Raw genomic sequence first — 13,370 nt, 5'->3', positions numbered from 1 at the left:
CCCGCCGGGTCGGTTGCCACCTGCCCCGGGTCGGGCACCTTCAAGAATCCGAGCGCGGACGCGACCGCGGCACAGAGACGGTACCGAAATTCCGACGGGAACGGCAGCCCGTTCAACAGGTTGTGATGAAAAAGCCGGATAAGGAAAATCAAGTTTCAACGGTAAAGCGATCTTGCCTCTGGCCGCACCGAAAAACCTCCGTAGGGGCTGAGGACACGACGGCTCGACCAGGTGCTCACAAGCCGCGGCAGCACGTGGTCCGCCGGCACCGCGAGCTGCGGGATCGGGAGCGGAGGCCTCCCAGGAACGGACTAGCCACGTCCTTGTGACACGCAAAAGCTGCCCATATGCAGAAGAAAACGACAACTTCGAAGGCCCGCCCTCCTCGCGCCAATTCTGCGAGAACGAGACGAATGACTTTGCCGAGGGATATTACGATCTCTCGGATACGAAAACAATCGAGACAACAGGCAGTAAATATTCCTGTTTACATCACGTTTGAATGGGAAAACCCGATAGACGGCTCCGCCACACGGCAGCGCGCCGCCAGACCAGAATCAAGAGAGAGAGAGCACCCGGGGGCAATGTCAGCGCGCGCCCATGATTACCCCCTCTGTCTTTGCGGCTGCCGCACTTTCCCATCTGCGGCAAACAGGTTGCCGATCCGTCAACGAAGTAACGCAAGACGGCATTATGCAGGGCTCTAAGAGAAAAGCTACTCTCGCCATGCACGGGCTCCACTGGGTCCCGGCCCGTGCATGGAGCGCCTCACCACCGGGAGACGCACACTTGCCACCTCAGGGACAACCGCCAGCATGCGACGATATTCTCCTCCCGAGAACTGGTGCTGCACGATAACACTTGAGCATTCTTGCAATAATCGATTCCGAATTGGATTGTTCAGATCATTTTGAACAATAATCGCGCCCGATATTTTCGGGAAGCATAACCATCCCTTACGTCTTACTCGCAAAATCGCGACGGTGAAGGACGATGGAATTCTACGCCCATTCCACCAAGGCGACCGATTGCTGCGATTGGGAGCTTCTCTCTGACCACCTCAGTGACGTGGCGCGGCGGGCACGCGAATTCGCAGCGCCCTTGAATCTCGCGGAGGCCGCCGCGTTTTGCGGCGCCCTGCATGACCTGGGAAAATTCTCGCCAGCGTTCCAGGCGCGGCTGCAAGGCGCGAGCGAACCGGTCGACCATTCCACGGCCGGTGCGAAGGCCGTTCCCGACCTCTTCACGGAAGCCCCGAACCAGTGGATCGCCTGGCTCATGGCACAGGCGATCGCCGGCCACCATGCCGGACTGCCGGATCGGGCCAGCCATCAGCCCAGCTCCCTGGAGGAGCGGCTGGGCGGTTGTACTATGAAAGCTCTGGCGCCCGGCTGGGCCGACCTCCTCCCCGACACGCCGTCCGAACTCGTGCCGCCCTTCGACTGGACGGCCCCCGACTGGCCGCGCTGCGCCTTTCGCTTCGCCATGCTCGGGCGCATGCTCTTCTCCTGCCTCGTCGACGCAGATTTCAAGGAGACCGAGCTCTTCTACCAAAAAACCGGAGACGTCGCGAAGGACCGCGACTGGCCGAGCCTTGCGGAATGCCTACCCACGTTTTTGGACGCCTTTGAGAAGAGGATCGCCGTTTTCGGCGAGCCGCAGAGCGAAATCGGGCGATTGCGGGCCGAAATCCTTGCCACTGCACGGGCACGCGCCGCGATGCCTCCCGGCCTCTTCACACTCAACGTGCCGACCGGCGGCGGCAAGACGCTCGCTTCGCTCGGCTTCGCGCTGGACCATGCGAAACACCACGGCCATCGCCGGATCATCTTCGGGATTCCGTTCACCTCCATCATCGACCAGACGACCGCGATCTTCCGGGAGATCCTGGGCAACGATCTTGTGCTGGAGCATCATTCTGCCATCGAGGATGAAGAGACCGACCACGTCGGCGCAGCGGACAGCACCCGATCGATGAAGGCCAAGATGCGGTTCGCCATGGAAGACTGGGCCGCACCTGTTATCGTCACAACGCATGTGCAGCTGTTCGAGAGCCTGTTCGCCGCCCGCACCTCGCGCTGCCGCAAGCTCCACAACATCGCCGGCAGCGTCATCGTGCTCGACGAAGCACAGACCCTGCCGAAGAAGCTCTTGGCACCAACCGTCTGGGCGATCGACGAGCTCTGCCGCAATTACGACTGCTCGATCGTTCTGTGCACGGCGACCCAGCCCGCTTTCGATGCACGCAAGCTGAAGGCGCTGAAGCCAGACCATCTCCTGGCGCTCGATCTCGACGGCCGCGAGCTCGCTCCCGACCCGCCGCGACTTCACAAGGCCTTTGAGCGCGGACGTCTCGTCTTCGCCGGGGAGATGAGTGACGAGGATCTCGTGGAAGCTCTCAAGGAGCATCCGCAGGCGCTCGTCATCGTCAACAGTCGTCGCCATGCTCTCGATCTCTACAGGGCGGCACAGGCCGAGGAGCTCGACGGGCTCGTGCATCTGACGACCCGGCAATATGCGATGCACCGGCGCAACATCCTCACTGACGTGAAAAGGCGTCTCAAAGACGAACGCCCCTGCCGTCTGATCGCCACGTCGCTGATCGAAGCCGGCGTCGATGTCGATTTCCCCGTCGCCTGGCGCGCCGAAGCGGGGCTCGACCAGATCGCACAGGCGGCCGGTCGCGTGAACCGAGAGATGCGGCGACCGGTCGAGGAAAGCGTCGTCACGGTCTTCAAGCCGTCCGACCCGGACCATGCGCCGCCGGCCGAAATCAAAAGCCTCATCGGCAGCATGGAGCGAATGAAGGATCTCTTCGACAACCATTTCGCGCCGGAGGCCATCGAGCGCTATTTTCACGAGGTCTACTGGCAGGCCGGCGAGGCACGCCTCGGCAAGCCCATCCTCGATCTTTCACAATTCTCGCAGAGCTACGGTCCGGACATTGCCTATCGCACCATCGCCGAACACTACCGGATGATCGACGACGGCATGGCGGCGGTGATCGTCGCCCGCGGCCAGCGCGCGGAGCAGGCCGTCGCAAAGCTCGGAGTCTCGACCATCCCTTCGGGCGCGATCGCCCGCGAGCTGCAGCCCTACCTCGTTTTGGTACCGCCCAAGGCGCGGGCACTCCTCAAGACAAACGAACATATCGCCTTTGCACATCCGGATTTACGGGGAGATCAGTTCGCGATCCTGAAGACGGACGCGCTCTACGAGGAAGACGTTGGTCTGCTCTGGGAGAATGCAGAGTACTTGGCGCTCGAAAACACCATCGCTTAGAAAACGACCTTCTCTGCGGCCACACGGCCCAGTTGCACGATCTCCATAAGAGACGGGATAATCAGTAACCGAGAAAACAAAAGGGGGCGATTCACCATGACCTACGGCATCCGTCTTTTGGTCTCAGGTCCCTTCGCCTGCTTCACCCGACCCGAAATGAAGGTGGAGCGCGTCTCCTATGATGTGATGACGCCCTCGGCCGCGCGCGGCATTCTGGAGGCGATCCACTGGAAGCCGGCGATCCGTTGGGCGATCGACGAGATCCACATCCTGAAGCCGATCCGCTTCCGGTCCATCCGGCGCAACGAGGTGGGTCACAAAGCCTCCGCCCGCAATGCCAAGACGGCGATGAATCGCGGCGATCTCTCCGGCCTCGCCCTCCTCGTCGACGAAGACCGCCAGCAGCGCGCCTCCACCATCCTCGTCGACGTCGCCTACGTCATCGCCGCGCATTTCGAGATGACGGAAAAGGCCGGGCCGCAGGACAACGAAGGCAAGCATCTCGACATGTTCAATCGCCGGGCGCGCAATGGACAGTGCTTCCACCAGCCCTGCCTCGGCACGAGGGAGTTCGACGCCCGCTTCCGATTGATCGACCCGGATGAACCGATCCCCGAGCCGGACAGCTCCGCACATACGGCCGAGCTCGGCTACGGCACCCCACGCGATCTCGGTTTCATGCTCTTCGACATCGACCACCAGGCGAAGGGGCGGCCGTCGCTGTTTTTTCGCGCCATGCTTGAAAACGGCGTCGTGAAGGTGCCGCCCCCCGGCTCGCCGGAGATCCTGCGATGACCATCCTGCAATCCCTGGCGCGCGCCTATGAGCGGATCCCCGACGCGCCGCGGCCCGGTTTCGCCATGCAGAAGATCGGGCTCGCCATTGGACTAAACCCCGGTGGGACGATCGCCACCGTCACGGACCTGCGGGAAGCTCAAGGCAAGAAGAAGGTCGCGCGGCAGATGCCTGTGCCGGCCCCGGTGAAGCGGACGGTCGCGATCCTTCCGAACACGTTCTGGGACAAGACGTCTTACGCGTTGGGGGTAACCGCCGGATCTGGCAAGCGCACGGTGCAGGAGCATCAGGCCTTCGTCGATCATCACCGCAAACTGATTGGCGCGACAGACGATCCGGGCTTGCTTGCCTTTCTCCGTTTTCTCGACCTGTGGCAGCCCGAAATGTTCGAAGCGCATTTTTCGGAGGATCTAAGGGACGAGAACGTCGTCTTCGCGCTGGAAGACGAGCGGCTGCAAAACATTCATCTGCATGGCCGCCCTGCAGCCCTTAAGATTCTCAATACAGGCGACACAGAGGGTGGCGGCCAGATCTGCCTCATCTCGGGAAAACGTGCGCCGGTCGCGCGGTTGCACCCGGCGATCAAGGGCGTTTGGGGCGGACAATCCTCTGGCGGCTCGATCGTGTCTTTCAATCTCGACGCCTTCGAATCCTACGGCCATGAGCAAGGTGAGAACGCGCCGGTCTCGGAAAGCGCCGCCGAAGCTTATGCCGGCGCACTCAACCATTTCCTCCAAAAGGATTCCGGACACCGCGTGCAGATCGGTGACGCGTCGACCGTGTTCTGGGCGGAAGCAGACGACACGCAAATGGCCGCTCTGTCGGAGAAAATCTTCGGAGCGATGGTCGGCGGAGCGGACACTAAGGCGTCGGCCGCCGAGGACGAAGCCGCGGCAAAGCGGGTCGGCATCGTGCTTGAGAAAATCCGCGCCGGCCAGGCGCTGAAAGACGTCGAACCGAAGCTCGGCGAGGGCGTTCGCTTTTACGTGCTGGGCCTGGCGCCGAACGCTGCGCGCATTTCTGTCCGCTTCTGGCTGGCGGAGAGTTTCGGCGAGCTTGCGAAAAACTACGGCCGCTACAGCGCGGACATGCGCATCGCGCCGCCCGACCCACACGGCACGCGGGCGCTCTGGCAGTATCTTTCCGAGACGGCGGTCCTCGGCAAGCGCGAAAACGTCCCGCCGAACCTCGCCGGCGAGTGGACGCGCGCAATTCTGACGGGCACGCCCTACCCGCTCACGCTTCTCAATACGGTTCTCATGCGCATCCGCTCCGACGGGATCATCAACGCCCGCCGCGCATCGATGCTGAAGGCCATTCTCGTTCGCAATTTCCGTAAGGAAAAGGAGGCTCCTGTGGCGCTCGACCCGGACAATCGTAACAAAGGCTATCTGCTCGGCCGCCTCTTCGCGGCCTACGAGCACGCCCAGACCGGCGCACTCGGCCGCAGCGTCAACGCCACCATCAAGGACAAATTCTACGGCGCGGCCTCCGCCCAGCCCAGAAAAGTCTTCGCACGCCTGGAGGCAGGTTCAGCCAACCATCTGTCGAAGATCGGCAAGGTCCGGCCGGGCCAGCGCATCCATATGGAGCGCACGATCGGCGAGATCATGGACCTGATGGATCCGAATTCGGACCCCTTCCCCGCGACCTTATCGGCCACCGAGCAGGCTCTTTTCGGCCTCGGTTATTACCACCAACGCAACGCCTTTTTCGCGCCCAAAGAAATTTCGTCTGAGGAGACTTCGACCGATGCCTGATCTTGCGCAGCGCCACGACTTCGTTCTGATCTTCGACGTCAAGAACGGCAATCCGAACGGCGATCCCGATGCGGGAAACTTGCCCCGGCTCGATCCGGAAACGGGCCACGGCCTCGTCTCCGACGTCAGTCTGAAGCGCAAGATCCGCAATTACATGGAGATCGCGCATAGAGGAGAGAGCGGCCGGGCCATCTACGTGCAAGAAGGCGCAATCCTGAACGAAAAACACCGTGAGGCTTACAGAGCCATCCGGCCGGGCGAAAAGGTCGATGGTGCGAAGCTCAACCCCCATGGCGACGAGGAAGCCGACAAGCTGCGCCGCTTCATGTGCGACAATTTCTTCGATGTCCGCACCTTCGGGGCCGTCATGTCGACAGGCATCAATTGCGGTCAGGTGCGGGGGCCTGTGCAGATGACCTTTGCGCAGTCGGCCGAACCGATCGTGCCGCAGGAGATTTCCATCACCCGCATGGCAGCGACCACCGCCAGAGAAAAAGAAGAACGCCGCGAAGGCGAGGCCGATGACGACAATGCCCGCACGGAAAACCGCACCATGGGGCGCAAGCACATTGTCCCTTATGGCCTCTATCGTGCTCATGGCTTCATCTCTGCAAAGCTTGCGGAGCGTACCGGTTTTTCGGACGATGACCTGGCACTCCTCATGGAAGCGCTGGAAGCCATGTTCGAGCATGACCATTCCGCCGCACGCGGCGAGATGGCGACCAGGAAGCTCATCGTCTTCCGCCATGCAACGGCGCTCGGCAATGCGCCCGCCCATAGCCTCTTCGATCGCGTCAAGATCTGGCGCACCTTCAAGGGCGAAACGTACGAGCCGGGCAGCGAACGCCTCGACAACGCGCCTCCCGCCCGCGCCTTCTCCGACTATGCCGTGACGATCGACCGGGAGAACCTGCCGGACGGGGTGGAGATCATCGAGCGGCTGTGACGGCGATGGCGGCGGCGGATCTTCTCGGGAGAAAAGCTCCTGCAGGAGGCGGCGATCTCGACGCCTACCCGCCCTGGTTCTGGAAATAGACGATGCTGGTTCTCGTAACCTATGACGTGAGAACGAGTGAGCCGGGTGGTGCCAGGCGGCTCCGACGCATCGCCAAGGCTTGCCGCGATTTCGGCCAGCGCGTGCAATTCTCGGTCTTCGAGATCGAGGTCAACCCGGCCCAATGGACGAAACTGAAGGCGCGGCTGGAAGGCATCATCGATCCGGCAGCCGACAGCTTGCGCTATTATTATCTCGGCGCAAAAGGGCAACGCCGCGTCGAGCATGTTGGCGCCAAGCCAGCATCCGATCTTGAAGGCCCCCTGATCGTATGATCCTCCACCACCAAAAGCCGAGGCAACGCTGAAGAGCTGTCGCGAACCGCAAGCGTGCCGCGTTTTCCCGGCAAGTTCACGCACGCCCCAACCTCCTGAAAACATTGCACTGAAACGGAAGCGCTTGCCGACGCGCAGTCTTCCAGAGGCACGCCGAGGCACGGTTCGCGCAAACATCGCCGTTTTCTCTGCCCTGGTCTCGTTTTATCGTGAGGCCGTCGCCCCTCACGCAGCGGCGTGGATCGAAACCGTGATGCAGTTCCGGTGGGACAGGCCGATCTCGTCGCCCGTCACGCAGGGGCGTGGATCGAAACACGGCTCGACTCGTCAAAGCCGTATCGACGCTGCGTCGGCTGCAAATCTGCGGCCGCGTATCGTTGCCGATCACCTTGGCGGTGGATTGTCCGCCAAGATCCGCGATCCCAAAATCTTCTTGATATCAGAAGCTTAAATGGTCGGGGCAGCAGGATTCGAACCTGCGACCCCCTGCTCCCAAAGCAGGTGCGCTACCAGACTGCGCTATGCCCCGACGCCGCAATGGCGCGGAAACTAGGAGGCTGGGGCCGCCGGCGCAAGCGGGAAAGTGAGGGTGGAGGCGAAAGCCGAAAATTCCGGAAACCGGCACCATCATCCCCTTTCCCCAACCCCTGCCCCGCACGCTCGACACTTTCAAAGTCAGCTTGCGTTGCGCTCAGGCCGCTTCCGGCTCCCTCCTGCCTTCCTTCCGGACATTGTCCAGAACGCCGGCACTCTGCTAAGCCCCTCGCAATACTGGAGAAGAGAACGATGAACGACGCGCCCGCAACCGAACAACCGATGTCTGCATCATCGCCTGCGGCGAACTCCCCCTCCCCCGCAATCGCCCCGGAAGACGGGATTCTGTGGCGAGGGCGCCAATGGGCGGTGACCGATTTCGGGCTGGAACGGCTGGGTGGCGGACAATCCGTCCCGACCGACCGCCTGTTTGAAGACATCTCCGTCTATTCCTGGATCCGTCGCATGGGCGACAGGCCCGATGTCGATCTCGACGATTTCACCACCGCGTTCATGGTGGCGCTCGTCCTCCACGGCTTCGTCACCAATCTGCCCGGCGCCAAGGTTTTGGAGGATTATCAGAAGGCTGAACGAAAGCGGGCCCGATCAGCCTGAAGGCAGGCGCGAAACAGCCGATCGAACGCGGCCTATCTGCTTCTTGCGAGGGCGAACAGACGGCAGGTCAGTTTCGCTCGATCGCTTTGCCGGAAACCAGGTCGCCCGGCCGGATATGAAGCCGGTCCGCCGTCCCACCAGCGACCTCAAGCACGAAACGCACCGGCCGCTCAGAGGCGATCGTCGTCTCAGACAAGGGCGTCGTCTCCTTGGCAATGCTTTGGACTTTGTGATCCGATCCGATGAACACCATGTCGAGCGGCACGTAGGTGTTTTTCATCCACATCGTGATCGGGCGGTCGGAGCCGAAATCGAAGAGCATGCCAGTCCCGCGCGGCACCTCGCGGCGGTACATGAGACCCCGCGACCGCTCCTGCTGCGTGAGAGCGAGTTCTACGTCGAAAGTGTGCGTGCCCTGGGCGCTCTTGATGGTGAGCGGCTCTGTCGCTCCCTGCGCCACAGCGCCGGCAGCCAAGAAAATGAGACTGACGAAGAAAGAGACCAGCCGGACAGCCATCACACCAAGCCTTCAGTTCAAGATGAGAAATGCGGTCCCAGTCGCCCGAGACGTTGGAATCAGTGGGGTAGAATCAGTGGGACACCGGAATATGGCCGCCCGAATGTGGCCGGATCTCGGCAGCCATCAGGCCCTTCTCGCCTTCGCCGTAGCGCACAAGCACGAGCTGACCCGGACGGAGCTCGGCCATTCCGAAACGCCGCAGGGTCTCCATGTGGACGAAAATGTCCGGAGCGTCTTCGCCTTCCGTGACGAAGCCGTAGCCCTTCAAACGGTTGAACCATTTGACCGTGGCAGTCACGAGCGGGCTCGTCGGCGTCACCGTGCTGCGCTGGCTCGTGGGTGGCAATGTGGAGGGATGCGGTGCCTCGCTTTCGTCCATGGCAAGGACGCGCATCGCCTGCAGCCCCCTCGCGCCCGGCAGCACTTCGCACACGACGCGGGCGCCCTCATAGGCGGCCTGGAACCCGTCACGTCTGAGACAGGTGACATGCAACAGCACATCCGGCATGCCGTTGTCGGGCACGATGAAGCCATACCCTTTGGCGACATCAAACCATTTGATATGGCCCGAAACTTCGATCACCTCAGACGCGGCCTCGTCGCGAACAGCGTCTTCGCGGACATCCGCTTGCGGCTTGAAGCCCATACGAGACCACTCCATCGAGGACCCACAAGCCTGCGAACGGCAGAGCTTCCAAAATCGGTCCATTGATTCGTGCAAAAAAGCATAACATCGGTGCGGCCAGAGGCCACAAGACCTTTAAGAAGTTTTCACGGCTTTCCTTGCCCACCACCGCTCAGCTCGGGAAATAAAGCGCTAAGAAGCGCACCAATCTCGCCCGAGAAACGGATGTCGGCGACGTCGTCGAGCGGCGTCTCCTCCCGGTTCAAGATCACCAGCCGCGCCCCGGATTGCTTGGCGAAGAGCGGTATTGTGGCCGCAGGATGGACCACCAGCGACGAGCCGAGGACGATCATCAGGTCGCATTCATTGGCGAGTTCGAACGCCCGCCGCATCTCATGCTCGGGCATCGCCTCGCCGAAGGAAATGATCGCGCTCTTGATGAAGCCACCGCAATCGGGACAGCGCGGGCTTTCACCTTTCGCTTCGATCATTTTGCGGACTTCGCCGAGCGTGAAAGGCTCGCGGCAGTCGAGACAATGCGCGTAGGTGGCATTGCCGTGAAGCTCCACGAGATATTCCGGCGAAAGACCGGCCCGCTGGTGCAATCCGTCGACATTTTGGGTGACGACCCCCGGCGAGCGCCCTTCCGCAACGAGATGGGCAAGGACACGGTGCGCGATGTTCGGCTCGGCCTTCGAATAGATTTCGTCGAGCATGAAACGCCGCCGCCAATCCTCCAGCCGCACCTCCTCGCTCGCCATGAATTCCTGGTAGGTGATCGGCTCCATTTTCGACCAGATGCCGCCGGGCGAGCGAAAATCGGGGATCCCCGATTCGGTCGAGATGCCAGCGCCGCAGAAGGCGACGATCGCCTTCGCGTCATCGACCAGACGCTGGAGATGCGCCGCCTCACCCAAGAGCGTGTCATTGTCAGTTTGGATCTGTGCCATAAGCTTTCCCGCCAACCCACTCACGGAGGCATGCATGAAATATCTGCACACTATGGTGCGTATTAAAGACGTCGACCAATCGCTCGACTTCTACTGCAACAAGCTCGGGATGGAAGAGGTCCGCCGCAGCGAGAGCGAGAAAGGCCGCTTCACCCTGATCTTCCTCGCAGCGCCCAATGACAAGGCCCGAGCGGAGACGGAACGTGCGCCGCTCCTGGAACTCACCTACAATTGGGACCCAGAGGAATACGACGGCGGCCGGAATTTCGGCCATCTCGCCTTTGCCACGGACAACATCTACGACACCTGCCAGAAGCTGATGGACGGCGGTGTGACGATCAATCGCCCCCCGCGCGACGGCCACATGGCGTTCGTGCGGTCCCCGGACGGGATCTCGATCGAGCTTCTGCAAAAGGGTGACGCGCTGCCACCGGCCGAACCCTGGGCCTCGATGCAGAACACCGGCTCCTGGTAAGAGCGCTTTCGTGCAGGCGCGCGGCCCTTGCCGACCGCCTGCGCGAGAGGGCGAACAAGGGCAATCAAATTTCCTTCATGATTTTCCTTGCATGACTTGTTTGCGGCGCCGCACCCGACTATAAGGCGCCGCGACGCGCCCATCGTCTAGCGGTCTAGGACGCCGCCCTTTCACGGCGGAAACAGGGGTTCGATTCCCCTTGGGCGTACCATTCTCCCGGCGTCGCACATGCGATTCGTCAGGAGAATGCGGCGCGAGGCGCCTTTCTTCTCTCACATCACCGTCAAATCGCGTCCCATGACCTGGAGCGCCCGCCGATAAGCGCGCACAGGCCGCGTCTCGTGTACTGATGCGGTGCGATTCCGGCCAGCTGAGCGAATCACGCGAGCCGGAATCGCCGAATCAGATCATCAGTTCGATCAGGAAGGGCCCGTCGCGTTCGAAGCTTGCTCGCATCAGGTCTGCGAGTTCATCGAGTGTCTCGGCGCGTGCGGCTTCCACGCCCATGCCTTTGGCGAGATTGATCCAGCCAAGATCGGGATTGCCGAGATCGAGCATCTGCATCGCCGTCTCTCCCGGCGTCGCACCGACATTGGCGTACTCGCCGAGCAAGATCGCATATTGGCGGTTGTTCAAAATGACGGTCGTGACCGGCAGTCTCTCGCGCGCCTGCGTCCATAGCGACTGGATCGTGTACATGGCCGACCCGTCAGCCTGGAGATTGATCACCCGGCGCCCGGAGCCTGCAACAGCCGCCCCCGTCGCAACAGGCATGCCATCTCCGATCGCCCCGCCTGCGAGGTGCAGCATGTCATGCGCGGGCGCGGCATAGGTCTCATCGTACAAGCCACGGCTATAGGAGATCGCCTCCTCACAGAGGATGGCATTCTCCGGCATGAGGGCCGCAACGGTACGGGCGAGACCTTCAGGCGTCGACGCGCCGTGTGCCACCTCCGGCCGCGCTCCCGGATCCGGCATTGCCGCCGGAGGGGCTCCAAGCTCATCGACAAGCGCCTGCAAGGCGGCAACCACGTCCTGGTCGCCGCGCGCCAATGTCTGGAGCTCTGCCTCCGCACGATATTCGATCGATGGCTGACCGGGATACGCGAAGAAGGAGACCGGCGGCTTCGCGGCGACGAGGATGATCTGCTCGAACCGCTCAAGTGCGGCCCGCGCGGCTTCGGCCACATAAGGGACCCGGGCGAGCGGCACGCGGCCCCGCCCCCGCGCCACCTGCCCGCAAACGAAATCCGCCATGAGCGTGGCACCGGTCGCCTGCGCCACGCGCCAGGCAAGCTCCTGGGCCGGCTGAAGAAGCCCGGCGCCCCCGAGGAGAATGAGGGTCTCGCGGCCGTTCCGCAGCATCCGCGCGGCCGTCTCGATGGAATGCGGGTCGAGCGGTGCCGCGGTCAGCGCCGGCAGAGCATCGGCCACGATCCCGCCCTCGCTCCAGCATGTGTCGGACGGCAGGATCAGGGTCGCAACCTGCCCCGGCAGTGCACGCGCGGCCTGCGTCGCGGCCGCAGCATCCCGACCGACATCGGCAGCGCAAGTTGAAGCACGCACGAAGCCGGACACCGTATGAGCGAGGCTGCTCGTATCCATCGTCAGGGGCGCGTCATGCGGGCGATGATACGTCGCCTGGTCACCGACGATGTTGACGATCGCGGCTCTTGCCCGGCGCGCATTGTGAAGATTGGCAAGGCCGTTGGCGAGGCCAGGCCCGCAATGCAGGAGCGTGCAGGCGGGCTTGCCCGCGATCCGCGCATAGCCATCGGCCATCCCCGTCACGACGTTCTCCTGCAGACCGAGGACACAGCGCATGCCGTCGATCTGGTCGAGCGCCGCAACGAAGTGCATCTCGCTCGTGCCGGGATTGGCGAAACAGGTGTCGACGCCTTGATTGAGGAGGGTTTTGACGAGGCTATGTGCGCCGTTCATCGCATTGTCCTTTTTTGGAGAGTCCTTCTCGGAGACTTCACTTTTCTACCCGAGCGCCAGGAACGAGGTTCCGGCGCAAGAGCAAAATGGGGCCGTGCTCCGCCCTGGTCGGTCGCTTCCAGCGGCGACGGACGCCTCCCACCCGCTCCGTCCTATGGGACGGCACGTGCGGCGACAATGAGTTTTGCGAGATGAAAAAGACGCGGCCGAAAAATCCGCCAGCCGCGTCGGCCGGATGGCGGATCCGCCCCCCGACCGAGGGCGCTGATACAAAAAAGGCGGCTCACCACATGAGCCGCCCTCAGACTGCTGACAAAGCCCTGGCGTGAGCCGGGGCTTTTTGATTCAGTGGGCCATGTTGAAGAGCCCGGCCCCTGAGCAGACTGCGATCGAGATGGTGACACTCGATCAATTGGTTCCCAAGGATCACCTGCTTCGCAAGATCGACGCGGTGATCGACTTCTCGTTCATCCATGACCGGGTTGCGGGGCTCTACTGTCCGGATAATGGCCGCCCGGCGCTCGATCCGACCTTGATGTTCAAG

At 62.3% G+C, this 13,370-nt stretch carries 12 protein-coding genes and 2 tRNA genes; 9 read left to right on the top strand and 5 right to left on the bottom strand.

Annotated features, from left to right (window positions below; translation table 11 throughout):
* The first annotated feature begins 993 nt into the window (after positions 1-993).
* The 5 genes from BLP76_RS16540 to cas2 all read left to right on the top strand — a co-directional run bounded on the left by BLP76_RS16540 (position 994) and on the right by cas2 (position 7,166).
* Positions 994-3,282, top strand: coding sequence for a CRISPR-associated helicase/endonuclease Cas3 (locus BLP76_RS16540; RefSeq protein ID WP_092815992.1), 2,289 nt, complete (start codon positions 994-996; stop codon positions 3,280-3,282).
* Positions 3,283-3,378: 96 nt separating this feature from the next.
* Entirely contained in the window at positions 3,379-4,077 is a 699-nt protein-coding gene (cas5c, locus tag BLP76_RS16535) for a type I-C CRISPR-associated protein Cas5c (protein ID WP_092815990.1), read from the top strand.
* Positions 4,074-5,837 carry a type I-C CRISPR-associated protein Cas8c/Csd1 gene (gene cas8c / locus BLP76_RS16530; RefSeq protein ID WP_092815989.1) on the top strand — a complete coding sequence of 588 codons (1,764 nt, stop codon included), beginning with the start codon at positions 4,074-4,076 and terminating at the stop codon, positions 5,835-5,837. The genes cas5c and cas8c overlap by 4 nt, the downstream gene beginning before the upstream one ends.
* Positions 5,830-6,783, top strand: a complete 954-nt coding sequence (gene cas7c, locus BLP76_RS16525) for a type I-C CRISPR-associated protein Cas7/Csd2 (RefSeq protein ID WP_092815987.1) — start codon at positions 5,830-5,832, stop codon at positions 6,781-6,783. The genes cas8c and cas7c overlap by 8 nt, the downstream gene beginning before the upstream one ends.
* A 92-nt stretch (positions 6,784-6,875) precedes the next feature.
* Positions 6,876-7,166: a CRISPR-associated endonuclease Cas2 gene (gene cas2 / locus BLP76_RS16520; protein WP_092815985.1), complete on the top strand. Its 291-nt coding sequence runs from the start codon at positions 6,876-6,878 to the stop codon at positions 7,164-7,166.
* Between the two features lie 452 nt (positions 7,167-7,618).
* Here cas2 and BLP76_RS16510 read toward each other — a convergent pair.
* A tRNA-Pro gene (locus BLP76_RS16510) sits at positions 7,619-7,695 on the bottom strand.
* A 257-nt stretch (positions 7,696-7,952) separates the two neighbouring features.
* Between BLP76_RS16510 and BLP76_RS16505 the strand changes: the two genes are divergently transcribed.
* Positions 7,953-8,315 (top strand): hypothetical protein, encoded by a 363-nt coding sequence (locus tag BLP76_RS16505; protein ID WP_139163768.1) that lies wholly within the window; start codon positions 7,953-7,955, stop codon positions 8,313-8,315.
* Between the two features lie 67 nt (positions 8,316-8,382).
* Here the strand turns inward: BLP76_RS16505 and BLP76_RS16500 are convergent, their stop codons facing one another.
* The 3 genes from BLP76_RS16500 to BLP76_RS16490 all read right to left on the bottom strand — a co-directional run bounded on the left by BLP76_RS16500 (position 8,383) and on the right by BLP76_RS16490 (position 10,410).
* Complete coding sequence (locus BLP76_RS16500; protein WP_092815979.1) at positions 8,383-8,832, bottom strand: DUF192 domain-containing protein; 450 nt, start codon at positions 8,830-8,832, stop codon at positions 8,383-8,385.
* A gap of 73 nt (positions 8,833-8,905) precedes the next feature.
* The gene (locus tag BLP76_RS16495) at positions 8,906-9,481 is read right to left on the bottom strand and encodes a cold-shock protein (protein WP_092815977.1); all 576 of its coding nucleotides are present in this window, start codon (positions 9,479-9,481) and stop codon (positions 8,906-8,908) included.
* A 125-nt stretch (positions 9,482-9,606) separates the two neighbouring features.
* A complete protein-coding gene (locus tag BLP76_RS16490) occupies positions 9,607-10,410 on the bottom strand; it encodes an SIR2 family NAD-dependent protein deacylase (protein ID WP_092815975.1) in 804 nt (267 codons plus the stop codon).
* Positions 10,411-10,444: 34 nt separating this feature from the next.
* Here BLP76_RS16490 and gloA point away from each other — a divergent pair, with 34 nt between their 5' ends.
* Together gloA and BLP76_RS16480 are read left to right on the top strand one after the other, a co-directional pair.
* Complete coding sequence (gene gloA / locus BLP76_RS16485; protein ID WP_092815974.1) at positions 10,445-10,885, top strand: lactoylglutathione lyase; 441 nt, start codon at positions 10,445-10,447, stop codon at positions 10,883-10,885.
* 135 nt (positions 10,886-11,020) lie between these two features.
* Positions 11,021-11,096, top strand: a tRNA-Glu gene (locus BLP76_RS16480).
* Positions 11,097-11,287: 191 nt separating this feature from the next.
* Here the strand turns inward: BLP76_RS16480 and BLP76_RS16475 are convergent.
* Positions 11,288-12,826 carry an acetolactate synthase large subunit gene (locus BLP76_RS16475; RefSeq protein ID WP_092815972.1) on the bottom strand — a complete coding sequence of 513 codons (1,539 nt, stop codon included), beginning with the start codon at positions 12,824-12,826 and terminating at the stop codon, positions 11,288-11,290.
* 355 nt (positions 12,827-13,181) lie between these two features.
* Here BLP76_RS16475 and BLP76_RS16470 point away from each other — a divergent pair.
* The coding region (locus BLP76_RS16470; RefSeq protein ID WP_483069164.1) for a transposase at positions 13,182-13,370 on the top strand (189 nt) is incomplete at its 3' end.

Origin of the sequence: Afifella marina DSM 2698 (assembly GCF_900102695.1) — a bacterium.
Taxonomy (GTDB): domain Bacteria; phylum Pseudomonadota; class Alphaproteobacteria; order Rhizobiales; family Afifellaceae; genus Afifella; species Afifella marina.
Note: the sequence above shows the minus strand (reverse complement) of the source record. Positions and strands in the feature narration are given on the sequence as shown.